This is a genomic window from Allobosea sp. (assembly GCF_017308015.1).
Classification (GTDB): domain Bacteria; phylum Pseudomonadota; class Alphaproteobacteria; order Rhizobiales; family Beijerinckiaceae; genus Allobosea.
In genome coordinates, this window is sequence record NZ_JAFKFW010000028.1 from 47,020 (window position 1) to 69,334 (window position 22,315).

Below are 22,315 nucleotides of genomic sequence, written 5' to 3' on the forward strand. Positions count from 1 at the left end.
GCCCTTCCTCGTCAGGCGCGCAGCTTGAAGCGCGAGATCGAGCTGCGCAGCCCGTTCGAGACCTGGTTGAGCTCGTCGATGGCGAGCGTCGACTGCTGCAGGGATTCGACCGTCTGCTGGGCAGCCTCGCTAAGCTGGGAGAGTGCCTCGCTGATCTGTCCAGCGCCGGTCGCCTGCGCCTGCATGCCCTCGTTGGCGCCCTCGAAGCGCGGCACCAGCCCCTGGACCTGCTCGATGATCTCCGAGAGCTGGCCGCCGACCTGCTGCACCTCCTGCATGCCGCGGCGGACCTCTTCGGAAAACTTGTCCATGCCCATCACGCCGGCTGCGACCGCCGACTGGATGTCCTTGACCATCTGCTCGATATCGTAGGTCGAGACGGCCGTCTGGTCGGCCAGCCGGCGGATTTCGGTCGCGACCACCGCGAAACCGCGGCCGTACTGCCCGGCCTTCTCGGCCTCGATCGCGGCGTTGAGCGAGAGCAGATTGGTCTGGTCGGCGACCTTGGTGATGGTGGTGACGACCTGGTTGATGTTGCCGGCCTTCTCGCTGAGGATCGCGAGCTTGGCGTTGATCGCGCCGGCTGCTTCCATCACCTGCCGCATCGTGCTCTCCATGCGCGCGAGCCCGGCCTGCCCGCCATTGGCGAGCGTCGCGGTCTGCTCGGCGACCGCCGAGACCTCGTCCATCGTGTGGGCGAGTTCATTGGAGGTGGCGGAGATTTCCTTGGCCGTCGCGCCGATCTCGGTCGTGGTGGCGGCGATCTCGTTCGCGGTCGCCTGCTGCTCCTTCGAGGTCGCGGCAACCTCGGTGATCGAGGTGTTGACCTGGATGCTCGATTTCTGGATCTGGCCGATCAGGCCGGCGAGATCGTCGGCCATGGCGTTGACGCCGTCGGCCAGCGTGCTGAACTCGTCGCGCCGGGCGAGCGTCAGACGCTCGCTGAAATCGCCTTGCCGCATATGGTTGACGATGCCGAGCAGCTTGCCGAGCGGCAGGGTCACTGCCCGGAACAGCAGCACGCCGCAGAGGATCGCGAGGACGAGCGCGATCACGAAGCAGACGATCAGGCCGAGTTCGGCAGCCCGGACGATGTCGACGATCTGGCGTGTCGAATCGTCGGCCTCGGCCTTGTTGAAGTCGACCATCTCGCGCAGCGTGCCACGCAGTTTGATGGCGATCGGGTCGAGATCGCTGCGGATGGTCGCGGCCTGATCGGTCATCTGGCCGTTCGCGACCGCCTGCCTGCCTGCCGCCATGATCGCATCTTCGGCTGCCGCGAATTGCTGGGCGAGCTGTACCACCGCAGTGTGATTGCGCCGGTCGGTTTCCGTTGTGATTGCGCTCTCATAGGCTTTGAGCAGCTCGCGTATCCGCGTCCGGTTGGCGAGGATCGCCTCGGCGGCCTGGTTTTTCGCCGCCACTGTATCGGCGCGCCCGAAATCGCGGGAAAACCGCGTCGAATCCGCCCAGACCACCATCAACTGTGCGCTGTAGTAGAGGCCGGGGACGGTCTTGCTTTCGAGCTCGACCACCTCGCGCTCCGTCTGCAGGAACCAGAGATAGCTGGCTCCCGCCATGGCGGTCATCACCGCGAGGACAGCAGCGAAGCTGATCAGGATTCGGCGGCGTATCGTCAGGCTCTTCATCGCTCAATCCATCGTCGCGCTGTGCACCGGCGGCAGGGCTCGGCTGCATAAGCCAAATCGTTCGCAGATCATCGTTAGCGACGAGTTATTGCGGTTCCATTGAGGAAACACCGAGCAATGAAGGCGCCTGGATGGAGCTCCGGCGCGCAAGCTCGCCTGCGGGGGCTGCTCGATTGCCGGAGGCGCGGGCAGGACGTGCCGGGCGGCGAAGGGCGCGGGGCACACAGGGCGGCCCTATGCCGAAGCCGCGATTGCAGGTCTGCGCGGGATCGACAAGGTTGAGATGGTCGACGAATTGACGTTACGTTTCCCTGTGAAGCATCCCGATTTGAAGCCGCTGTTCGATCTGGCCAGCTCCTTGATGCGTATCCGGGAGCCAAAATCCCGCCGGGCGCCGGGAGAGCCGTTCCGCGACGCGCCGATCGACGCTGCCGATGTCCGCCCTCCGCCCCGGGACGGCCGAAGCCTGCAACAACGTGCGACAACAGCCAGAGGAACGCCATGAGCTTCACCGTCCTGACCGCCGAGTTCTCGCATGAGAGCAACACCTTCAGCCGTTGCCCGGCCGATTATGCGGCTTTCCTCGATCGCGGGGTCAGCCTTGGCGAGGACGCGATCGCCGCACGGGCCGAGGCCAACACGCCGATCGCAGGCTTTCTCGATATCGGCCGCCCTGCCGGCTGGACGATCGTCCATGCGATCAGCGCCGCTGCCCAGCCCTCCGGGCCGGTGACGCGCGATGCCTTCGACCGGATCGCCGGCGTCATCATCGAGGCCGCGAAGGCTCACGCCGGCAAGATAGACGGCGTTCTGCTCGGCCTGCACGGCGCGATGGTCACGGAGTTCTGCGAAGACGGCGAGGGCGAGTTGCTGGACCGCGTCCGCGCTGTGCTCGGACCGGAGGTGCCGATCGGCGTCACGCTCGATCCCCATGCCAACGTCACCCGCAAGATGACCGATCTCGCCGATATCGTCGTCTCCTACAAGACCTATCCGCATGTCGACATGCGCGAGATCGGCAGGCTCGCGGCTGGCATCATGCAGAGAGCGATGAGCGGCGAGATCAGGCCGGTGACGCTGCGGGCCGAGCGGCCGATGCTGGAGGAGGCCAATGGCGGGCGCACCGATATCGGCCCGATGGTCGAGCGCATCGCCAGGGCCAGAGCCTATGAGAAGGAGGCCGGCGTCTTCGCCGTCAGCGTCAATGGCGGCTTCGGCAATGCCGATATCCGCGAGGTCGGCCCGACCGTTCTGGTCACCTGCGACGGCGACCGCGAGAAGCACCAGGCCTTTGCCGAGGCGCTGATGGACGACATGTGGCAGCGTCGCTTCGAGAAGATCACGCAATTCCGCTCGGTCGAGGACGCGGTGGCGGAAGCCAGGTCCTATGCGGCGACTTCCGGCCCGCTGATCATCGCCGACTATGCCGACAACCCGGGCGGTGGCGGCTATGGCGATGCCACAGGCCTGCTCAAGGGCATGGTCGAGGCCGATCTCGCCGACGCCTGCTTCGGGCCGATGGTCGATCCCGAAGTCGCCGCCGAACTGCACAGGAGCGAGCCGGGTTCGACGGTCTCGGTCCGGCTCGGCGGCAAGACCGATCCCGAGATCGGCGGCGGGCCGCTCGATCTCACCGGCACGCTGGTCAGCCTCAGCGACGGCGACTACGTCGGCGACGGCCCGATGATGGGCGGCTTGCAGGCGAGCTGGGGTCCCTGTGCCGTGCTGCGCGTCGGCGATATCGAGATCCTCGTCACCACGATCCGTGCCCAGATGAACGATCTGCAGCAGTTCCGCGCTTTCGGGATCGATCCGGCGGGCAAGCGCGTCGTCGGGCTGAAGTCGATGCAGCATTTCCGCGCCGCCTTCGAGCCGATCGCCGGCAAGGTGATCGTCTGCGACAGCGGGGCGCTGTGCACGCCCGATCTCGGCAAGCTGCCCTATCGCCGGGTGCGGCGGCCGCTCCATCCGCTCGACAAGATGGCGTGAGACGGCCGTCGCGCTCCCGCTCAGGCAGGAGCGGGAGCCGCCTTGCGGGCTATGGCCTGCCGCAGCAGGACGGGCGCGCCGATGACGAGCCCGGTCACGATCGAAGAGGGCGTGGCCAGGATCATCGGCAGCGCCGCGAGCCCGATGACGAAACGTTCCCACATGACCAGCGGTGCCAGCAGCCAGCCCGAGAAGGCGGCCGAGAGCAGCGTGATGCTGGCGAGGCAGGCCGCGGTGGAGCCGATGAACTCGATCCAGGTGAAGCCCGGCGCCATGATCAGCATGGACGGCGAGAACACGAAGACGAAGGGCACCAGCACCTTGCCGAGCGCGAGCCGGAACGCGGTGTTGCCAGTCTTGAACGGATCGGCGCCGGCCATGCTGGCGCCGGCATAGGCGGCGATCGCCACCGGCGGCGTGATGTCGGCGAGGACGCCGTAGTAGAACACGAAGAAATGCGCCACGAGCGGGTTGACGCCGAGCAGGCCGAGCGCGGGCGCCGCCACCGTCACCATGATGATGTAGTTGGCGGTGGTCGGCACGCCGCAGCCGAGCAGGATACAGACCATGCCGGTCAGCAGCAGCGTGAAGAACAGCGTCGCGCTCTTGATGTCGAAGGGCAGGAACGGAACGATGTCGAGCAGGCCCTTGGCCCATTGATCGGCGAGCGAGGTCACGATCCAGGAGATCTTGAAGCCGACGCCGGTCAGCGTCACCACGCCGACGATGATACCGACGGTCGCGGCCGCCGCGCCGACGCCGATCGCGTATTTCGCGCCGAGAACGAAGGCATCGACCATGTCGTTGACGCGCTTGCGGCCTTCGGCGGTGCGCAGCAGCACGCCATGCGCCATGAGGGCGAAAGCGGCGACGACCAGCGCCGCATTGACGCCCGGCACGCGCAGCAATTCGGTCGGCGCGGCGATGCCGATGGCGAGCGCGAGGGTCAGCGCCGCCGGCGCCCGGTAATGCGCGAGGCCGACCAGCATGCAGCCGGTGATGCCCCAGAAAGCGGCAAGATAGGGCGTGTAGCCGGTGAAGAGCACGACGATGAGCGCGAAGAGCGGCGCGATGGTCGGCCAGTCGCGCGCGAAGACCTCGCGCAGTTTCGGCGCATCGGCATCCGTCATGCCGCCCATGCCGGTGCGGCGCGCCTCGAAATGCACCTGCATCAGCACGCCGAAGAAATGCATGAAGGCCGGCACGATTGCGGCGATGACGATGGTCGCATAGGGCAGGTTGAGGAACTCGACCATCAGGAAGGCGGCGGCGCCCATGATCGGGGGGGTGATCTGGCCGCCTGTCGCAGCGGTCGATTCAACGGCGGCCGCGAAATGGCGCTGGTAGCCGAGGCGGATCATCATCGGGATGGTGAGCGATCCGACGGTCACGGTGTTGGCGACGGAGGAGCCCGAGATCATCCCGAACAGGGCCGAGCCGAAGATCGAGACCTTGGCCGGGCCGCCGGCGAAGCGCCCGGCGACTGCTGCGGCGACGCCGAGGAAGAGGCGGCCGAGGCCGATGCGCGTCGCCAGCACGCCGAACAGCACGAAATGGAAGACATAGGTCGCGACGACGCCGAGCGCGACGCCATAGACGCCCTGGCTGGTCAGATAGAGGTGGTTGACGAGGTTCGACCAGGTCGCGCCCGGATGCAGGAAGATGCCGGGGAACCAGTTGCCGAAGAGCGCATAGACGATGGCGAAGAGCGCGATCAGCGGCAGGCCCCAGCCGATGGCGCGGCGCGTCGCCTCGATCATCAGGACGATGGTGATCGTGCCCATCGTCACGTCGAGCGGCGAGGGATTGCCGACCCGGAAGACGAGATCCTCGAAGATCCAGGGCACATAGAGGCTGGCGACGGCGACCGCGATCGCGAAGACCCAGTCATAGAGCGGCACGCCGCCGGGGCGGAAGACGGTCGAGGCGTGGACGGTCGCGGCCGTGCTCTTGCGTGCGGCGAAGACGAGGAAGATCAGCCCGAGCACGAAAGCCAGATGGATGCCGCGATGCGTGGTCTCGCGCATCAGGCCGAAGCCGGCGGTGTAGTAGTGGAAGGCCGAGAGGGCGAGCAGCAGACCGCCGATGAGCAGAGCGGTGCCGTGCGGAACCTTGCGGAACTGCATTTCCGGATCGAGTTCTTCCTCGAGCCTGGCGAGTTCGGCGGCGGAGGGCTGATTGGCCATGGGACACTCGACGGAGAACCCCTCTCCCGGACGGGAGAGGGGCAGGGGTGAGGGAAGGACGGCGAAGAAAAGGACGAGGACGCAGACGTTGCACCTGTATCGGCAACGGCAGGCCCTCACCCCAACCCTCTCTTCCGATCCCGGGCATGCCCGGGATCAGCACTTAAAGTGTCGAAATCGGGCCAGCCCGACTTCGATGCGGGAAAGGGAACGCCGACGGTGTTTCGCGCGCCTTACTTGAGCAGGCCGGCTTCCTTGTAGAACTTCTCGGCGCCCGGATGCAGCGGCACGCCCTGCAGGCCCGAGAGCGCGGTTTCCTTGCGGATCGCCTTGCCCTTGGCATGGCCGGCATCGAGCGCGGCGCGGGCCTTGTCGCTCCACAGCCCCTTGGTCACGGCATAGACCGTGTCGGCCGAGATCTTGGAGGAGGTGACCCAATGGGCGCCCACAGCGACGGTCTTCACCGCACCGACATCCTTGTAGGTGCCGGCCGGGATGTCGTCGGCGGCGAAGAAGGGCGATTCCTTGGCGAGCTTCTCGGCCGGGGCGCCGGTGATCGGCAGGATGTCGATGCCCGAGCCGGTCGAGGCGAGTTCGGAGATGGCGGCGGCCGGATAGCCGCCGGTGAAGAAGAAAGCGTCGACCGAGCCGTCCTTCATCTTCTCGGCAGCCTGGTTCGGCTTCAGATACTCGGCGCTGATATCCTTCTCGGTGACCCCGAAGGCTGCGAGAATCGCCTTGGCGTTGAGCAGCGTGCCGGAGCCCGGTTCATCGAGCGAGACCTTCTTGCCCTTGAGATCGGCGACGCTTTTCACGTTCGAGGCCTTGCGGACGACGAGATGGACGCTTTCGGGATAGAGATTGGCGATCGAGCGCAGTTCCTCGACCTTCGGCTTGCCCTCGTAGACGCCGGTGCCGGAATGAGCCCAGAAGGCGACGTCCGCCTGCACGAAGCCGGATTCGGCCGCGCCGCCGACGATCGCGTTGACATTCGCGACGGAGCCGTTGCTGGCGACCGCGGTCGCGACGAGTTGCGGCGGGGCCGAGATCGCGTTCGCGATCAGGCCGCCGATCGGATAATAGGTGCCGGCCGTGCCGCCGGTGCCGATCCTGAAGAAGGCCGGAGCCTGGGCAAAGGCGAGGCCCGCCGCTACCGCGACGGCGCCGAGCGCGAGGCTGGCGGCGGCGATTTTCGAACCATGACGCAGAGACATTCAGTCAACCTCCCATTAAAGGGGGCAATCTCGGCAGGATTGGGCGCGGGATCAATCGGAAAATCGGTTCGGTCGCCTCGATCAACAGCGATATGGCGACTTTCAGGGCGTGCGAGAGCCGGCCAGGCATGCAGTGAGGGCATTGCCGTGGTGCCGGCTCATGAAATTGTGCGCGCGCCGGCGATCCTCTAGAGCCTTCGACCGCGTCACGAGGCAGGAATCAGCCTGCGGCGGGCGCCGCGGAAACAGCCAGATGACCGCCAGCGTGCCGACCGCCTCCCTGCCGCAACGGGCGATGATGCCGGTGCTGATCGCGCTGAGCCTCACGCATCTGCTCAACGACATGATCCAGTCGCTGATCCCGGCGATCTACCCGATCATCAAGGAATCCTACCGGCTCGATTTCGGGCAGATCGGCCTGATCACGCTGACCTTCCAGGTCTCGGCCTCGCTGCTGCAGCCGGCCGTCGGGCTTTATACCGACAAGCACCCGATGCCCTATTCGATGGTGGTGGGCATGGGTTTCACGCTCGCCGGTCTCATCGGCCTCGCCTATGCCGGAAGCTACGGATTCCTGCTGCTCTCGGCCGCCTGCGTCGGCATCGGCTCCTCGATCTTCCATCCCGAAGCGACCCGGATGGCCCGCAACGCCTCCGGCGGCCAGCACGGGCTCGCGCAGGGCATCTTCCAGGTCGGCGGGCAAACGGGCGGCGCGCTCGGGCCGCTGCTGGCCGCGTTCATCATCGTGCCGCGCGGGCAGGGCAGCCTTGCCTGGTTTTCGGTCGCGGCGCTGGTCGCGATGATGCTGATGATCTGGACTGCCGCGAGCTATGCACGGCTCGACAGGGCGCGGCCGCCCAAACCTGCTGCGGCGAGCGCGCCGCCGGCGCGCCCGGGCAAGCGCTCGGTCGCCTTCGCGATCGCGATCCTGATCATCCTGCTATTCTCGAAGAACGCCTATTCGGCGAGCTTCTCGTCGTTCTACACCTTCTACCTGATGGGCAAGTTCGGCATTTCGATCCAGAATTCGCAGGTGATGCTGTTCCTGTTCCTCGCCTCCTCGGCGGCGGGCGCGCTGGGCGGCGGCATGCTGGGCGACCGGATCGGCCGCAACAAGATCATCTGGTTCTCGATCCTGGGCGCGCTGCCCTTCACGCTGATCCTGCCCTATGCCGACCTGTTCTGGACGGGCGTGCTGACGATCGTGATCAACCTGATCATGTCGAGCGCCTTCGCCGCGATCCTGATCTATGCGCTGGAATTGCTGCCCGGCCGCGTCGGGCTGGTCGGCGGCTTCTTCTACGGGCTGTCCTTCGGCCTCGGCGGGCTTGCGGCCGCGCTGCTCGGCGAATTCGCCGATCATCTCGGCATCGAGATGGTCTACAAGATCTGCTCGTTCATTCCGCTGATGGGCCTGCTCGCGTGGTTCCTGCCGCGCCTCAGCGAGGGAACGAAGGGCGCCAAGGTCGGGCATTAGACCATCCCCCGGCCTTGTCGTCTTCGCCGGGGTTCAGCGCTCAGAGCGCGAGCTTGCCGGCCTTGGCGGCGGCGTAGCGCTCGTTGACCTTCTTCCAGTCGACCACGTTCCACCAGCCCTTGAGATAGTCGGCGCGGCGGTTCTGGTACTTCAGATAATAGGCGTGCTCCCAGACGTCGTTGCCGAGCAGCACCATCTGCTTGTCCATGATCGGGCTGTCCTGGTTCGGCTTGCCGAGCAAAGCGAGCTTGCCGGCCTTGTCGACGGTGACGAAGACCCAGCCGGAGCCGAAGACGCGCAGGCCCGCCGCCTCGAAATCCGCCTTGAACCTGTCGAAGCCGCCGAGATCGCGCGTGATCGCCTCGGCGACCTCGCCGGTCGGTGCCCCGCCGGCGCCCGGGCCCATGATCTCCCAGAACATGCTGTGATTGGCATGGCCGCCGCCATTGTTGCGAACGAGCGTGCGGATGCTTTCGGGCACCTGACCGAGATCGGCGATCAGTTCGCCGACCGAGGCCTTGGCGATGACGCCGTTGTCCTTGGCGGCGTTGTTCAGGGCCGCGACATAGGCGGCATGGTGGCGGTTGTAGTGAATGTCCATGGTCGCGGCGTCGATATGCGGCTCCAGCGCATTGGCCTCATAGGCGCGCTTCGGCAGCGAGAACGGGCCGGAGGGCGCTGCCGGGGCGGTGGCCTGCGCCCAGACCCTCGGCGCTGCTCCGACGGCGAGGGCAGCCGCGCCCAGGCCGATCATGCGGCGGCGGGATACGGCGGAAACTGCAGTCATGGGAATCCTCCGGAAAGCGTTCGTGCCTGCTGGCTGCCTGTTCAACGCGCGTTTCCCATTGTGGGTCCGCGGTCGATCACTGCAGCTATAGCACGGACGCGCTCCGCCGTTGACCTAAGGGTAATTTCAATTTCCGGCGTGCAGAGGGAAAAGAGTAAATCATCCGAATGGGCTCTTAACCGGCGATTTACCGCGTTTCTCTACGCTTCCGGAAGAAATCCTCCCGGGTGGAAGAGGCGTCCCGCCATGCATGCATTGGCTCGCAAGCTCGATCTGCCGGTCCGCGCCGTGGCGTCGGGCTGCGACGGCGAGCCGGCGGAGGTGGGGGCCGAGCGCGCGGTGCGCGAGATCGCAGCCCGCTTCGGCAAGCTCAGCGCCGAGATCACCGATATCGCAGGGCGTGTCGGCGACGTGACGCAGCAATTCGACCAGCAGACCGCGGGCCTTCGCCGTGTCGTCGGTGCGGTCGAACAGGTGTCGCAGGCCAACAATGCAATCCGGCAGGCCGCCGAGAGTGCGCAGGCTGCCGCTTCCGGCGTCCGCAACGGCCTCGAACGCGTGACGACATCGGTGCGGCTCGGCCTCAATGCCGCGCAGACCGATATCGAGACCCTGTCGCAGGAAGCCCAGTCGATGACGCAGGCGCTGGCCCAGGCGGTCGGAGATGCGCACAGGGCGAGGGCATCGAGCGATGCGATCCAGTCGATCACCCGCGAGATCCAGCTTCTGTCGATCAATGCGGGCGTCGAGGCGGCGCGCAGCGGCGAGGGCGGCAAGGGCTTCGCCGTCATCGCCGCGGCCGTGAAGGCGCTGGCGGAACAGACGCGCGAGGCGACGGCGGCGAGCGCGGCCCAGCTCGATCAACTGGTCAAGGCGGTCGATGCCGTCGCCCGCCGCAGCCAGGAGAACGCGCAGACGGCACAGCGCGCCCAGGCGGGCAGCCAGACCATTTCGCAACAGATCGGCGAGTTCGACAGCTTCGGCCGTTCCGTCGTCGAACTGATCGGCCAGATCGAGGCGGTGTCGCGGCCGACGCGGGAGAATGCCGAGGCTTGCGCCAAGGCGGGGCAGGACCTGGCGGGCCTGGTGAGCGGAGTCGACGTCTCGACCGACAATCTCGAACAGGCGGGCAAGCGAACCGAGGCGCTGGTCGCGATCAGCGAGGGGATTCTCGGTTCGATCGCGGCTTCAGGTGTCAGGACCGCCCAGTCGGAACTGATCGCGACCGCCATGGAGACGGCCGACGCGATCGGCGACCTGTTCGAGGCGGCGCTGGCGCGCGGCGAGATCGCCCTGGCAGACCTGTTCGACGAGGCCTATCGGCCGGTGCCGGGCTCGGACCCGGTCCAGCACGTGACGCGCTTCGTCGCGCTGACCGACCGGCTGCTGCCCCCGCTGCAGGAGAGGCTCCTGACCTCGAACGGGCGGATCGTGTTCTGCGCAGCGGTGGATCGCAACGGCTTCCTGCCGACGCATAACCGCAAATACGCACAACAGCAGGGCAGCGACCCGGTCTGGAACAATGCCAATTGCCGCAACCGGCGCATCTTCGACGATCGGACCGGGCTTGCCGCGGCCCGCAATCGCAAGCCGTTCCTGCTCCAGAGCTATCGGCGCGACATGGGTGGAGGGCAGTTCCTCGTGATGGAGGACCTGTCGGCACCGATCATGGTCAAGGGACGGCACTGGGGCGCCTTTCGCTTCGGGCTCAAGGTCTAGTGTTTCGCCCGAGTCTGCCCTGTCGAGTTGAGTGAGCGAGTTTCCGAGTCAGCGCCATGCATATCGCGCCCGTCTTCCCAAACCTGTCGGTGCTGTTGATCGATCCGAGCCCGCATTACCGCCGGATCGTGCGCACGATGCTGTACCAGGCGCAGCTCAACCGCATCTTCGAGGCGTCGGATCTATCCTCGGCGGCCTCGACCTTCATCCAGAAGCAGCCGAATATCGTCATTCTCGACTGGGACATGCCGGACGGCAACAGCATCAAGTGCCTGGCAGCGATCCGCTCGTTCAAGACCTCGCCTTTCGCCAAGGCCCCGGTGCTGGTGATGATGGAGCGGCCGGACCGGCGCTCGGTCGTCCAGGCGGCGAAGCTCGGCGCGCATGAGATCATCACCAAGCCGATCTCGCCCAACAATCTCTGGCTTCACCTGTCGGGTGTCATCAACATGCCCCGGAAATACAGGGAAGCAGAGGGGAAGATCACGCTGGTGCCGCGCGCGATCAGCAACAGCATGTTCTGACAGGCGACGGCGCGTGCCGCAATTGCCGCGAAAGCGCCAAGAGTATTGACGCGCATAAACATATTTAGCGAAGTTTTTACCAGTTTGACGCGATGCTCCCGGCGCAATCCTGGGGCGCCCTTCATGGTCATCACCGTTTCGCTTCCCCCGTTCCTCGGCCGCTCCGAGGCTGCGACGTTCCGCAACCAGTTGCTGGTGGCGCTGGAGCAGCGGGAAAGCATTGCCGTCGAATGCGCCGAGGCCGGGGCCTTGCCCAGCCTCTGGATCCAGCTTCTTCACTCCGCAGCCACCAGCGCCGCTGCGCGGGGGCTTTCGGTCACGCTCAAGGCGGCTTCCGAGGAATGCCGCGAATCCTTGCGTGCGATCGGCTTCGATGCCGCTCACAGCGCTCTCGTTCTGGAGTGACGGCATGAAAATCCTGGCGATCGACGATACCAAGACCCTGCTCAGCCTGCTCAGCCTGACGCTCCGCAATGCCGGCCATGAGGTGGCAGAGGCCGAGAACGGCGAGGACGGCCTCAACAAGTTCGACCAGTTCCGGCCCGATCTCGTGATCACCGATCTCAACATGCCGATCATGGACGGCATCGAGTTCACCCGCGCCTGCCGTTCGCGACCCGCCGGGCAGAATACGCCGATCATCGTGCTGACGACGGAGAACGGCGCCGAGATCAAGGCGGAAGGCCGCCGCGCCGGCGCCAGCGCCTGGATGGTCAAGCCGTTCGAGCCCAATACCCTGCTCGGCCTCGTCGCGCGCTACCAGAACTGAAGGCTGGCCGATGGATCCGTTGGCAGAACTCAAACAGACCTTTTTCCAGGAATGCGACGAACTCCTCGGCGCGCTGGAGCAGAAGCTCCAGGCCCTCGACGAGGGCTCCGTCGATTCCGAGGACGTCAACGCCGCCTTCCGCGCCATCCATTCGATCAAGGGCGGCGCAGGTGCCTTCGGCTGCACCGAGCTCGTCGGCTTCGCGCATGTCTTCGAGGCGGCGCTGGATCACCTGAGATCCGGCCGTGTGGCCATCGATGACGCGCCCTTCACCCTGTTCCTGCGCTGTTCGGATGCGGTCGCCGATCTCGTCGCGGCCGCGCGCAACGACGAGCCCGCGACCGAGCGGCCCGATCTCCTGGCCGCGCTCGAGCAGGTGGGCAAGGCGCCGCAGGCACCAGTCGCCGCTCCGCCGGCTCCTGCCGTGCCCGCCCCGGCGCCCGTCGTTCCCGCCGTTGCCGACAACGACGCGCCCATCGGCATCGCCGCGCTCGGCAACCTGCTCGCCATGGTCGAGGCGAAGACTGCGGCGCCTGCCGCAGCAACCACCGATGACGGCTGGGACGACGAACCCGTCGCCGCGCCTGAACCCGCCGCCGGGAAGCCTGGCCGTGACGTGCAATTGCGCATCATGCCGGAGCCGGACCTGTTCCGCCGGGTGATCGAGCCGCGCGTCGTCCTTGGTTCGCTGCCGGCCGATGACATCGTCTCGATCTGCTGCGACCTCAGCCAGGTGCCTCCGCTCGAAAGCCTCGATGTCAGCGATTGCTGGTTGCGCTTCGACGTAACGCTGCGCACCGGGCTTTCCGTCGAGGATCTGCACGGCCGCTTCGATTTCAGCCTGGCGAACGAGGAATTCGAGATCGTCTTCGCCGAGGAGGCCGAGATCGAGGCTCCGCAGGCGGACGAACCGATGGCCGCTGCGCCCGAGGTCTCCAGTGCCGTTGCCGCCGATCTCTCCGCGATCCTCGCCAAGCTCGGCCCGTCGCCGGAAGCGGCGAACGAACCCGATATCCAGCCCGAGCCGGCTCCCGTTGCCGCTCCCGCGCCGGTCGTCGCGGCGGAAGCCCCTGTCTCCGGCCGGGCGGCAACGCGCGCGCCGGCCGCCGCCGACACCTCGGCGCGCCAGCGCCAGGCAGTCAGCGTTCGCGTCGATCTCGACCGCATCGACAAGCTGATGAACCTCGTCGGCGAGATCGTCATCACCCAGTCCATGCTGGTCGAATGCGTGCGCTCGCTGCCCTATGACGTCCACGCCAAGACTGCCGAAGGCATGCTGACGCTCTCGCGCCAGACGCGCGAATTGCAGGACCATGTCATGGCGGTCCGCGCGCAGCCGGTGAAGGCCGTGTTCCAGCGCATGCCGCGGCTGGTACGCGAACTCGCGCAGACGCTGGGCAAGGAAGTCCGGCTGGTGCTGGAAGGCGAGAACACCGAGGTCGACAAGACGATCATCGAGGAACTCGCCGATCCGCTGACCCATATGATCCGCAATTCGATGGATCATGGACTGGAGACCCCGGACGAGCGGGCCGAGGCCGGCAAGCCGCGCGAGGGTACGATCAGGTTGATCGCCGAGCATCGTGCCGGCCGCATCGTGATCTCCGTCACCGACGACGGACGCGGCATCGGCCGCGAGCGCCTGCTCGCCAAGGCGCGGTCGCGCGGCTTGGTCGGGGCCGACGAGCGGCTGCAGCCGGAGGAGATCGACCAGCTCATCTTCGCTGCCGGCCTGTCGACGGCCGAAGCGGTCAGCGACATCTCGGGCCGTGGCGTCGGCATGGATGTCGTGCGCCGCAATGTCGAATCGCTCGGGGGGCGCATCAGCGTCGATTCCGAACCGGGCCGGGGCTGCAAGTTCACGCTCGCGCTGCCGCTGACGCTCGCGGTTCTCGAGGGCATGGTGATCCGCTGCGGCGATGATCGCTACGTCATCCCGATCGCCTCTGTGATCGAGACCCAGCATCTCGCCTCGACCCCGATCGAGCGTCTGCCCTTCGGCCAGGAAGTCCTGCGCTGGCGCGGCGAGGTCACTCCGCTCTACCGGCTGGGGGACGTGATGGGCTCGATGGGCAAGACCAACGAGAACATCGTCATCATCGCCGAGACCGAACGCGGCAACAATGTCGGCATCGCCGTCGACGAGATCGTCGGCCAGCAGCAGGTCGTCGTGAAGAGCCTCGAGGCGAATTACGGCGCGGTCAACGGTGCTTCGGCGGCGACGATCCTCGGCGACGGTCTCGTCGCACTGATCCTGGATATCGACTCGATGCTACGGCTTGCCGCGTCCGGCAACCGGCCCCCTCAATCTGACCTCAAGATGGCTGGATGACCATGACCCTCCAACTCGGCGAAAAGCACTTCTCGTCGGCGCAGCCCGAATCGGCCGCGCGCCGGATCGTGACCTTCAAGGTCGGCGACCGTACCTTCGGCATCGATGTCGGCATGGTCCGCGAGATCAAGGGCTGGCAGGCGACGACGCCACTGCCGCATGCGGCCCCGCATGTACGCGGCGTGCTCAACCTGCGCGGCGTCATCCTCGCGGTCTACGACCTGCGCACCGCAATCGGGCTTGGTGCGACCGAGGCCACTGCGACCCATGTCATCGTCGTCGTCGATGTCGAGGACAAGACCGCGGGGCTGCTGGTCGACTCGGTCTCGGACATCGTCGACGTGCCGGTCAGCGCCGTGCGTCCGGCGCCGGATCTGGAGCGCGACGAGCACGGCCTGATCGAGGGCCTCGTCCTGCTCGATACCGATATCGTTGCGCTGCTCGACCTCGCAGCCGTGATCCGCGACGGTGGCGCCGAGGCCCAGATCAAGACCGGCCGGGCCGCCTGATATCCTGAGACCAGCCCGAGCGTAGCGTTCAAGAAGCGGGCGAGAACAAGAAACGATCGAACCATATGGGCAGCGCGCTCGGCCCCTTCTCACGTCTCTCGGTCAGCCAGCCGCTGCTCGCCGCCGGCTCAGCGGCGCTCGCCGGCAGCCTGGCGTCCTATGCTGCCGTCGCCGGAGCTCCCGCCATGGGTGCTGCCGCAGTGACGGCCGTCGTGCTGTTCGGCGGCCTTGCGGCCTGGGGCGCGACCCGCCCGCTCGCGCGAACTGCGGCTGCTGCGGCCCGCCTCGCCGATGGCGGCGATGTCGCGCTCCCCGATGCATCCGGTTTCGGCGAAGGGGCTGAGTTGTCGCGCGCGCTCGCGTCGATCCGCGAGCAGACCCAGGAAGCCGAAAGATTGCGCGCCGCGCTCGACCATGGCCGTGCCAGCGTCATGCTCTGCGATCCCGCCGGTCGCGTCGTCTATGTCAGCAAGGCGCTGCTGCGCTTCTTCGGCGAGGCCCAGGAGGATTTCCGCACGGCATTTCCGGGCTGCTCGGCCAAGGACATGCTGGGCCGCGTGATGGAGCGCGTGCAGGGCGAGTACCAGCCGCTCAGCGGCCAGCCGGTACGCCTGACGCTCGGCCGTCGCACGGTCTGCCTGACTTTGACGGCCATGGTGCATGGCGACGGCCGCAGCCTCGGTACAGCCGTGGAATGGCGCGAGATGACCGGGGATCTCAAGCTCGCGGCCGAGATCGTGGCGCTGGTCGAGGCAGCCGAGGCGGGGGATTTCTCGCGGCGTCTTTCGTCGGAAGGGCAGCGATTGCCGCTCGGCCATGCGGTCAAGGGCCTGAACCGGATCAACATCCTGCTCGAAGGCGCGCTCGATCAGATGGCCCATGCCGTCTCGGGGGTGGTGGAGGGGGATTTCGAGCGGCGTATCCCGGTGACACATCAGGGTAGCCTCGGTTTCCTTCAGGACAGTCTCAACGAGGCTTTCGGGCATGTTGGTGTGACGCTTGCGGCCATCCGCGACAGCGCGGGTCGGGTTTCGCAGACCGCGTCCGAGGTCGATGCTGCGGCTACGGAGCTTGCGGCGGGCACCGGGCGGGCCGCCGCCGACCTTGGTGAAGCTTCGGCAGCAGCCGAGCAGGTGGCCTCTTCGGTCGGCCGCAGCCGCATCCGTACCCGCGAGGCCGGCGAGCTTGCGGGCGAGACGATGAGTGTCGCGCAGCAGGGACAGGGCGTCGTCACCCGCGCGATCGGCGCGATCGAGCGCATCGAAAGCTCGTCGCTTAAGATTTCCGAGATCGTCGGCGTGATCGACGAGATCGCCTTCCAGACCAATCTTCTGGCGCTCAATGCCGCGGTGGAGGCGGCGCGTGCGGGCGATGCCGGCAAGGGATTTGCAGTCGTCGCCTCCGAGGTGCGCTCGCTGGCGCAGCGCTCCGCGCAGGCCGCCAAGGACATCAAGGGACTGATTGCTTCCTCGAACGGGCAGGTTGCGGAGGGGGTCGGCTTCGTTCGTGAGACCGGCACGGCGCTGGAACGTATCGTCGCCGCGGTGGGCAAGGTCGCGACGACCGTCTCGGAGATTTCCGCTGCGACCGCCGAACAGGCCCAGGGGGCCGGGGAGATGGGCCGCAGCGTGGCGAAGATGGACAAGGGCACGCGGCAAACCGCCGATCTGGCCGCTCGGAGCGCGGAGGCCGCAGCCATGCTCGCCGACCAGGCGGCGGCGCTGCATGCCACGATCGAAGCATTTGGCGGCTGTCATGCGTCGGGCAACGGCGTGGCCGCGCCCCGGCTTGGCGTTGTGCCGCCGGCTCCGGCACCCACGCGGACCATGTCGCCGCCACCGCATCGTCGTGTCGCCGCCGGCGGCCGCACTGGTATTTGAGAGATGAACAGACCTGCCTCGTCCAATCCCTTTGCGCCGGCGCTGCCTGCCATGGCCGACGTCACCCTGACCCGCGACGACATGAAGTTCATCGCGGCGCTGGTCTACGAGCAGGCCGGCATCGTCATCCGCGAGCATAAGGAAGCGATGACCCGCGGACGCCTGGCGCGGCGCGTCAAGGCGCTCGGCATGAACTCTGTCGCGGAATACTGCGCCTTCCTGAAGACACCGCAGGCGGCGGGCGAACTGCCCGAGCTGATCAATGCGGTGACGACGAACCACACCGCCTTCTTCCGCGAACGCCACCATTTCGACCATCTGCGCAAGGACGTGATGCCGCGCCTGCTGCAGGAGCGCAGTGGCCGGCGCGGCCGGATCCGGATCTGGTCGGCGGCCTGTTCGTCCGGCGAGGAGCCCTATTCGATCGCCGCTTCCTGCCGCGACGTGGTGGGGCTGCGCAGCGATCTCGACTTCAGGATTCTGGCGACGGATATCGATACCGACATTCTGACGCGCGCCGAGGCCGGAGTTTATCCGGCGGAGCTGTTCGAGCGCCTGCCGTCCGACGTGAAGCCGCTGCTCAAGCTCGAAGGCGGAGCGGGGCGGGGCGAGGCCCGGATCGCCGAGGAGCTGCGCCGGATGATCGCCTTCAAACGTCTCAACCTGATCGAGAAATGGCCGATGAGCGGCCCGTTCGACGTGATCTTCTGCCGAAACGTCTTCATCTATTTCGACACGCAGACCAAGGCCTCGATCCTCGACCGTTTCGTGGCGCTGCTGGCGCCGGGCGGCTTCCTCTATCTCGGGCATTCGGAATCGCTGCCGCAACCGCATCCGAACCTGCGCCTGATCGGCCGCACCATCTACGAGAGGACTGCATGAGCGTCTCCCGGTCCTCCCGCCGCTATTTCGACCCGCGTTTCCAGGCGACGATCATCACGGTTGCGCCGGGCGAGCACGAGATCACCTCCGCCAAGGACGAGATCGTCGCGACCGTGCTCGGCTCCTGCGTCTCGGTCTGCATGCGCGATCCCGTCGCCGGCGTCGGTGGCCTCAATCATTTCCTGCTGCCGAAGAACAACGGCGGCTCGGATGCCAGCGCCGGCGAGCGCTATGGCGATACCGCCATGGAGGTGCTGATCAACGATCTGCTCAAGCGCGGCGCCAAGCGCAGCAATTTCGAGGCGAAGGTTTTCGGCGGGGCGCGCGTGCTCTCGGGCGCGACGATGCTCGCGATCGGCGACGGCAACATCGCCTTCGTCAACGAGTTCCTGAAGGTGGAAGGCATTCCGGTGGTGTCGCGCGATGTCGGCGGCACGCGCTCGCGGCGCATCCATTACCAGCCCTCGACGGGCCGGGCCTGGGTGCAGCATGTCCAGCCGACTGCGCGCGACAGCGGCCACGAGCAGGAAATCGCCTATCTCAACCGGCTCAAGACGCAGCCGGTCGCCGGTGAAGTGGAGGTCTGGTGATGGTTGTCGCGACGTCTTCCGCCGCCCCGGTCAAGGTCCTCGTCGTCGACGATTCCGTGCTGATGCAGAAGCTGATGACGCAGATCATCAACTCTGCGCCGGGCTTCGAGGTGATCGGCATCGCCGGCAGCGCCGAGGAGGGCTGGGACGCGATCCAGGAACTGCGGCCCGACGTCGTGACGCTCGATCTCGAACTGCCGGGCCGGCACGGTCTGAAGCTCCTGGCGCGGGTGCTCAAGCAGGACCCGCTGCCGGTGCTGATCGTCTCGGCCTTCGGTGGGCCGGGCGCCGACAACACCATTCAGGCGCTGGAGCTCGGCGCGATCGACTTCATCGAGAAGCCGGACGGGACGACCCATACGCTCGACGGCTTCATGAAGCATCTCGTCGCGGCGCTGCAGCGCGCAGCCGCCAGCCGCAAGATGATCTCCGCCGCAAGGCAGATCACGCAGGCTACCGCCGTGCCGGCCCGTCCGGCTGCGGTGCCGCGGGAGCCGGCGCGCAGCGGCAAGACCTCGCTGATCGCGATCGGCGCCTCGACCGGTGGTGTCCCGGCCGTGCAGACGGTGATGCGGGACCTTGCGCATCTCCGGCTGCCGATCGTCGTCGTGCAGCACATGCCGCCGGGCTATACGGCGAAGTTTGCGGCGCGGCTTGCGACGGCGACCGGGCTCGACGTCCATGAAGCCGTCGACGGCGGCAGGCTGCGGCCCGGCATGGCAGTGGTGGCGCCGGGCGGCCCGCGTCATCTCGAGATCGAGGAGCGCCGCGGCGAATTTGTCTGCGTGCTGCGCGAGGGGCCGCTGGTCTGCGGTCATTCGCCTTCGGTCGACGTGATGTTCCATTCCGTGGCGCGCAGCGTCGGCGGCCATGCGATCGGTGTCCTGCTGACCGGGATGGGGCGGGACGGCGCTGACGGTTTGTTAGCCATGCGCAAAGCCGGCGCCGAGACGTTAATCCAAAGCGGGGAGACCTGCGTGGTAAACGGGATGCCGAAGGCGGCCTTCGAGATCGGAGCGGCCGACAGGGTCGTCCCGCTCAACCAGATCGGTGGAGCAGTCGGACAGCTCGTCGGCGAGCGGCCGAATCTGCGCACCGCGTAAGGAGCAAAGTGATGTCAAAGGCCAGAAGCGAATACCGCATCCTGGTGGTCGACGACCAGAAGAGCATGCGCGGCCTTGCGACCTATTTCCTCAAGCAGATCGAGTTCCAGGACATCGACGAGGCGGAGAACGCGCGCGAGGCCCTCATGAAGATGCAGACCAAGCGCTACGACCTGCTGCTGCTCGACTGGAACATGGATGGCATGAGCGGCATCGATCTGCTGCGCGCCATCCGTTCGGTCCCGGAACTGAACCAGATCAAGATCATCATGGCGACGTCGGAGCGCTCCGTCGACAAGATGGACGAGGCGACCAGCAACGGCGCCGACCATTACGTCGTGAAGCCCTACGAGCTGCGTGATCTCGAAGTGCGGGTGAAGAAGGTCCTCGCCTGCTGAGCGTCAGCTGCCGAGGCCTTCCGGTCTCGCCATCGTGAAGCGAAGCCCCGCGCCGGCCGGCTGCGGGGCTTTCTGCTTTGGGGCATGATGCAGCCCGTTCGGCTGTCGAACCGGAGAGAAGCCATGCTGCCGTCACGCCGCCAGATCGTCGCCGGGATCGCCGGAGCGGCCGCTGCGGGCTCGGGGGCGCGTGCCACCGTGGCGCAGGCTCTCACGGGCGCCCATGCCTTCGGCTTCGACAAGCCGGATGGCGGGCGCATGCCGCTTGCCGATTATCGCGGCCGGCCGATCCTCGTCGTCAATACGGCGACGCGTTGCGGCTATGCCGGGCAGATGGCGACACTGGAGCAGCTCTGGCAGCGCTATCAGGCGCGCGGATTGATGCTCGTTGCCGTCCCGAGCAACGATTTCGGCGGGCAGGAGCCGCTCGAGGGCGCGGCCATTGCCGAAGCCGCCAGGCAGAGTCATGGCGCGACCTACGCCTTCGTCGAGAAGACCGTGGTGCGCGGGCCGGAGGCGCATCCGTTCTATCGCTGGGCCGCTTCGGAGAAGCCGGCCGAAACGCCGCGCTGGAACTTCCACAAATATCTGGTCGGCCGCGACGGTGCGCTGCTCGGTGGCTTTCCCTCCGGGACGGACCCGCTTTCACCGCAGCTCGTGCAGGCGATCGGGCGGGAGCTGGCAGCCGGGTAAGCGCCTCCAGCCGGTCCCGAAAGCGCGGGCTCCATTTCACTTTTTCGGCCGGAACGCCGCAATCACCGAAGGGTCGGTTTCGAGCCACGACCCCTCGATCAGGTCGATGCAATAGGGGATCGCGGGCATCACAGCGTCGAGGCATTCGGCGATGGCGCGCGGGCGGCCGGGCAGGTTGACGATGAGCGATTTCCCGCGGATGCCCGCCGTCTGGCGCGATAGGATCGCGGTCGGCACCTTGGCGAGGCTGACCTGCCGCATCAACTCGCCGAAGCCGGGCATCGGCTTCTCGACGACGTCCTCGGTCGCCTCCGGCGTGACGTCGCGCGGAGCCGGGCCGGTGCCGCCGGTGGTGACGATCAGGCAGCAGCCCTCCTTGTCGGCGAGATCGCGCAGTGTCGCGGCGATCACGGCGCGGTCGTCGGGGATGACGCGCGCGACGGCTTCCCAGGGCGAGGTCAGGACCTTCGAGAAATAGGCATGGATGGCCGGCCCGCCCTCATCGGCATAAATGCCGGCGGAGGCGCGGTCGGAGACCGTGACGATTCCAATCCGGGCGGGCGCGCTCATCGTCTGTCTCCTGCGAAGCGTTCCCGCTCTATCGTTCAGCAGGAAACCCGGTCAAGCATGGCAGCGCGGGGGCCGGGCTTCGATGCGGCTTCAAGGCTGCTGGCGCGGCGCTGCCTTGGATGATCGGTTTCTCGCGGCAGCCCGCAGGCGCCTGAGCCACATCCGGCCGAAGGTGGCGATCTGCGCGGCGCCCGCCCGGCCCGGACCGACGCGGATGATGGCATTGGCCATCGCGCGGCGCTCGCCCCAGACATAGGTGCCGGCGTCGACGCCTTCGCCGGCGCCGCTGTCGAAGAAGGCGGGCGGCGTACCGTTGAAATCGGTTTGCAGCATGGCGATCGCCAGGGCGCGGCCCGGAGAATGACGGCTCTGAGACTCGTCATAGGCGATCTTGAGGAAGTGCCGGCGGTTGCCGCTCTCGACCAGCAGGCCCATGGCGATGGCGCGCCCGTCGAGCAGCAAGGTGTCGATCAGCAGCGTCTCGTCGCTCGCGCAGAGTTCGGCCAGCCGGCGGATATATGCGGTATCGGCGGGCCGGCAGGCGATGGCCGTGCCGGCCTCGCCCTTCCAGCCGGAGGCTTCGAGCGTGAGGAAGCTGTCGAGCGCCTCCAGCGCTCCGCGGCCGCGATTGCGCCGGAAGGTGAGGGCGCCCTGTTTCGCCACGGCCCGGAACTGCTGCATGCGCTTCTTGTAGGCGGAGCCGAGCGCGCGGCGCAGATAGGTCTCGAAGTTGTCGTCCGGCTGCGGGATCATCACCGGCCGGACCCAGCGTTCATAGGTCGAGATCGCGCTGCCGGTCTGGCGGCAGGCTTCGGCCAGGGCTGCGTAGCAGGGGCCGTCCAGCGGAAGCAGCGGCAGCATCAGCCGATGCGGCAGGTCGCGCGAGGCGAGGAGATAGCGCATCAGGGCGCGGGCTGCCTCCGCGGCATGGTCGCGGTCGAGCACCGGCAGCGAGGAAACCTCGTAGAGCGGCACGAGCGGCGAGGCGAGCGCCGCGGAGAACCCGCTGCGCCAGCCATGCTCGCGCCGGAAGGCCCAGATGCC

Annotated in this window: 20 protein-coding genes; 14 read left to right on the plus strand and 6 right to left on the minus strand. The window is 67.1% G+C overall.

Annotated elements, in window-relative coordinates:
- Nucleotides 1-11: 11 nt before the first annotated feature.
- Entirely contained in the window at nt 12-1,649 is a 1,638-nt protein-coding gene (locus J0I42_RS20075; RefSeq protein WP_291657419.1) for a methyl-accepting chemotaxis protein, read from the minus strand.
- 501 nt (nt 1,650-2,150) lie between these two features.
- Between J0I42_RS20075 and J0I42_RS20080 the strand changes: the two genes are divergently transcribed.
- The gene (locus J0I42_RS20080; RefSeq protein WP_291657420.1) at nt 2,151-3,638 is read left to right on the plus strand and encodes a M81 family metallopeptidase; all 1,488 of its coding nucleotides are present in this window, start codon (nt 2,151-2,153) and stop codon (nt 3,636-3,638) included.
- A gap of 20 nt (nt 3,639-3,658) precedes the next feature.
- On the opposite strand, the gene J0I42_RS20085 is transcribed toward J0I42_RS20080, so the two are convergent.
- Nucleotides 3,659-5,824, minus strand: coding sequence for a TRAP transporter permease (locus J0I42_RS20085; protein ID WP_465247702.1), 2,166 nt, complete (start codon nt 5,822-5,824; stop codon nt 3,659-3,661).
- Nucleotides 5,825-6,057: 233 nt separating this feature from the next.
- Nucleotides 6,058-7,032, minus strand: a complete 975-nt coding sequence (locus J0I42_RS20090; RefSeq protein WP_291657443.1) for a TAXI family TRAP transporter solute-binding subunit — start codon at nt 7,030-7,032, stop codon at nt 6,058-6,060.
- A 259-nt stretch (nt 7,033-7,291) separates the two neighbouring features.
- Between J0I42_RS20090 and J0I42_RS20095 the strand changes: the two genes are divergently transcribed.
- Nucleotides 7,292-8,515 carry an MFS transporter gene (locus tag J0I42_RS20095; RefSeq protein WP_291657423.1) on the plus strand — a complete coding sequence of 408 codons (1,224 nt, stop codon included), beginning with the start codon at nt 7,292-7,294 and terminating at the stop codon, nt 8,513-8,515.
- Between the two features lie 40 nt (nt 8,516-8,555).
- Here J0I42_RS20095 and J0I42_RS20100 read toward each other — a convergent pair whose 3' ends face one another.
- Nucleotides 8,556-9,302, minus strand: a complete 747-nt coding sequence (locus J0I42_RS20100; RefSeq protein WP_291657424.1) for a superoxide dismutase — start codon at nt 9,300-9,302, stop codon at nt 8,556-8,558.
- A gap of 246 nt (nt 9,303-9,548) precedes the next feature.
- Between J0I42_RS20100 and J0I42_RS20105 the strand changes: the two genes are divergently transcribed.
- The 12 genes from J0I42_RS20105 (at nt 9,549) to J0I42_RS20160 (ending at nt 20,701) form a co-directional block, all read left to right on the plus strand.
- Entirely contained in the window at nt 9,549-11,021 is a 1,473-nt protein-coding gene (locus J0I42_RS20105; RefSeq protein WP_291657425.1) for a methyl-accepting chemotaxis protein, read from the plus strand.
- A gap of 56 nt (nt 11,022-11,077) precedes the next feature.
- Nucleotides 11,078-11,545: a response regulator gene (locus J0I42_RS20110; RefSeq protein ID WP_291657426.1), complete on the plus strand. Its 468-nt coding sequence runs from the start codon at nt 11,078-11,080 to the stop codon at nt 11,543-11,545.
- Nucleotides 11,546-11,668: 123 nt separating this feature from the next.
- Entirely contained in the window at nt 11,669-11,950 is a 282-nt protein-coding gene (locus tag J0I42_RS20115; RefSeq protein ID WP_291657428.1) for an STAS domain-containing protein, read from the plus strand.
- Nucleotides 11,919-12,314, plus strand: coding sequence for a response regulator (locus tag J0I42_RS20120; protein WP_291657430.1), 396 nt, complete (start codon nt 11,919-11,921; stop codon nt 12,312-12,314). Before J0I42_RS20115 ends, J0I42_RS20120 begins: the two co-directional genes overlap by 32 nt.
- 19 nt (nt 12,315-12,333) lie before the next feature.
- Nucleotides 12,334-14,646 carry a chemotaxis protein CheA gene (locus J0I42_RS20125; protein ID WP_291657432.1) on the plus strand — a complete coding sequence of 771 codons (2,313 nt, stop codon included), beginning with the start codon at nt 12,334-12,336 and terminating at the stop codon, nt 14,644-14,646.
- Nucleotides 14,643-15,155 carry a chemotaxis protein CheW gene (locus J0I42_RS20130; RefSeq protein ID WP_291657434.1) on the plus strand — a complete coding sequence of 171 codons (513 nt, stop codon included), beginning with the start codon at nt 14,643-14,645 and terminating at the stop codon, nt 15,153-15,155. The genes J0I42_RS20125 and J0I42_RS20130 overlap by 4 nt, the downstream gene beginning before the upstream one ends.
- Before the next feature lie 65 nt (nt 15,156-15,220).
- Nucleotides 15,221-17,035 carry a methyl-accepting chemotaxis protein gene (locus J0I42_RS20135; RefSeq protein WP_291657436.1) on the plus strand — a complete coding sequence of 605 codons (1,815 nt, stop codon included), beginning with the start codon at nt 15,221-15,223 and terminating at the stop codon, nt 17,033-17,035.
- A 3-nt stretch (nt 17,036-17,038) separates the two neighbouring features.
- Nucleotides 17,039-17,917 carry a CheR family methyltransferase gene (locus tag J0I42_RS20140; RefSeq protein WP_291657437.1) on the plus strand — a complete coding sequence of 293 codons (879 nt, stop codon included), beginning with the start codon at nt 17,039-17,041 and terminating at the stop codon, nt 17,915-17,917.
- A complete protein-coding gene (locus J0I42_RS20145; protein ID WP_291657438.1) occupies nt 17,914-18,507 on the plus strand; it encodes a chemoreceptor glutamine deamidase CheD in 594 nt (197 codons plus the stop codon). The genes J0I42_RS20140 and J0I42_RS20145 overlap by 4 nt, the downstream gene beginning before the upstream one ends.
- Nucleotides 18,507-19,610: a chemotaxis-specific protein-glutamate methyltransferase CheB gene (gene cheB, locus J0I42_RS20150; protein ID WP_291657439.1), complete on the plus strand. Its 1,104-nt coding sequence runs from the start codon at nt 18,507-18,509 to the stop codon at nt 19,608-19,610. Before J0I42_RS20145 ends, cheB begins: the two co-directional genes overlap by 1 nt.
- Nucleotides 19,611-19,621: 11 nt before the next feature.
- Nucleotides 19,622-20,008 carry a response regulator gene (locus J0I42_RS20155; RefSeq protein WP_047578914.1) on the plus strand — a complete coding sequence of 129 codons (387 nt, stop codon included), beginning with the start codon at nt 19,622-19,624 and terminating at the stop codon, nt 20,006-20,008.
- A gap of 123 nt (nt 20,009-20,131) precedes the next feature.
- On the plus strand, nt 20,132-20,701 hold the full coding sequence (locus J0I42_RS20160) for a glutathione peroxidase (protein WP_291657440.1): 570 nt from the start codon (nt 20,132-20,134) through the stop codon (nt 20,699-20,701).
- Nucleotides 20,702-20,737: 36 nt separating this feature from the next.
- Here the strand turns inward: J0I42_RS20160 and mog are convergent, their stop codons facing one another.
- On the minus strand, nt 20,738-21,271 hold the full coding sequence (gene mog, locus J0I42_RS20165) for a molybdopterin adenylyltransferase (RefSeq protein WP_291657441.1): 534 nt from the start codon (nt 21,269-21,271) through the stop codon (nt 20,738-20,740).
- 90 nt (nt 21,272-21,361) lie between these two features.
- Nucleotides 21,362-22,315: GNAT family N-acetyltransferase (locus tag J0I42_RS20170; RefSeq protein WP_291657442.1), on the minus strand; the 954-nt coding region annotated here is incomplete at its 5' end.

Excerpts from the sequence above, each read along its gene's own strand:
- J0I42_RS20135 (WP_291657436.1), top strand. The coding sequence starts at position 15,221 with ATGGGCAGCGCGCTCGGCCCCTTCTCACGTCTCTCGGTCAGCCAGCCG.
- J0I42_RS20100 (WP_291657424.1), bottom strand. The coding sequence starts at position 9,302 with ATGACTGCAGTTTCCGCCGTATCCCGCCGCCGCATGATCGGCCTGGGC.
- J0I42_RS20160 (WP_291657440.1), top strand. The coding sequence starts at position 20,132 with ATGCTGCCGTCACGCCGCCAGATCGTCGCCGGGATCGCCGGAGCGGCC.
- J0I42_RS20155 (WP_047578914.1), top strand. The coding sequence starts at position 19,622 with ATGTCAAAGGCCAGAAGCGAATACCGCATCCTGGTGGTCGACGACCAG.
- cheB (WP_291657439.1), top strand. The coding sequence starts at position 18,507 with ATGGTTGTCGCGACGTCTTCCGCCGCCCCGGTCAAGGTCCTCGTCGTC.
- J0I42_RS20145 (WP_291657438.1), top strand. The coding sequence starts at position 17,914 with ATGAGCGTCTCCCGGTCCTCCCGCCGCTATTTCGACCCGCGTTTCCAG.
- J0I42_RS20140 (WP_291657437.1), top strand. The coding sequence starts at position 17,039 with ATGAACAGACCTGCCTCGTCCAATCCCTTTGCGCCGGCGCTGCCTGCC.
- J0I42_RS20105 (WP_291657425.1), top strand. The coding sequence starts at position 9,549 with ATGCATGCATTGGCTCGCAAGCTCGATCTGCCGGTCCGCGCCGTGGCG.
- mog (WP_291657441.1), bottom strand. The coding sequence starts at position 21,271 with ATGAGCGCGCCCGCCCGGATTGGAATCGTCACGGTCTCCGACCGCGCC.
- J0I42_RS20085 (WP_465247702.1), bottom strand. The coding sequence starts at position 5,824 with ATGGCCAATCAGCCCTCCGCCGCCGAACTCGCCAGGCTCGAGGAAGAA.
- J0I42_RS20080 (WP_291657420.1), top strand. The coding sequence starts at position 2,151 with ATGAGCTTCACCGTCCTGACCGCCGAGTTCTCGCATGAGAGCAACACC.
- J0I42_RS20110 (WP_291657426.1), top strand. The coding sequence starts at position 11,078 with ATGCATATCGCGCCCGTCTTCCCAAACCTGTCGGTGCTGTTGATCGAT.
- J0I42_RS20115 (WP_291657428.1), top strand. The coding sequence starts at position 11,669 with ATGGTCATCACCGTTTCGCTTCCCCCGTTCCTCGGCCGCTCCGAGGCT.
- J0I42_RS20130 (WP_291657434.1), top strand. The coding sequence starts at position 14,643 with ATGACCATGACCCTCCAACTCGGCGAAAAGCACTTCTCGTCGGCGCAG.
- J0I42_RS20075 (WP_291657419.1), bottom strand. The coding sequence starts at position 1,649 with ATGAAGAGCCTGACGATACGCCGCCGAATCCTGATCAGCTTCGCTGCT.
- J0I42_RS20095 (WP_291657423.1), top strand. The coding sequence starts at position 7,292 with ATGACCGCCAGCGTGCCGACCGCCTCCCTGCCGCAACGGGCGATGATG.
- J0I42_RS20120 (WP_291657430.1), top strand. The coding sequence starts at position 11,919 with ATGCCGCTCACAGCGCTCTCGTTCTGGAGTGACGGCATGAAAATCCTG.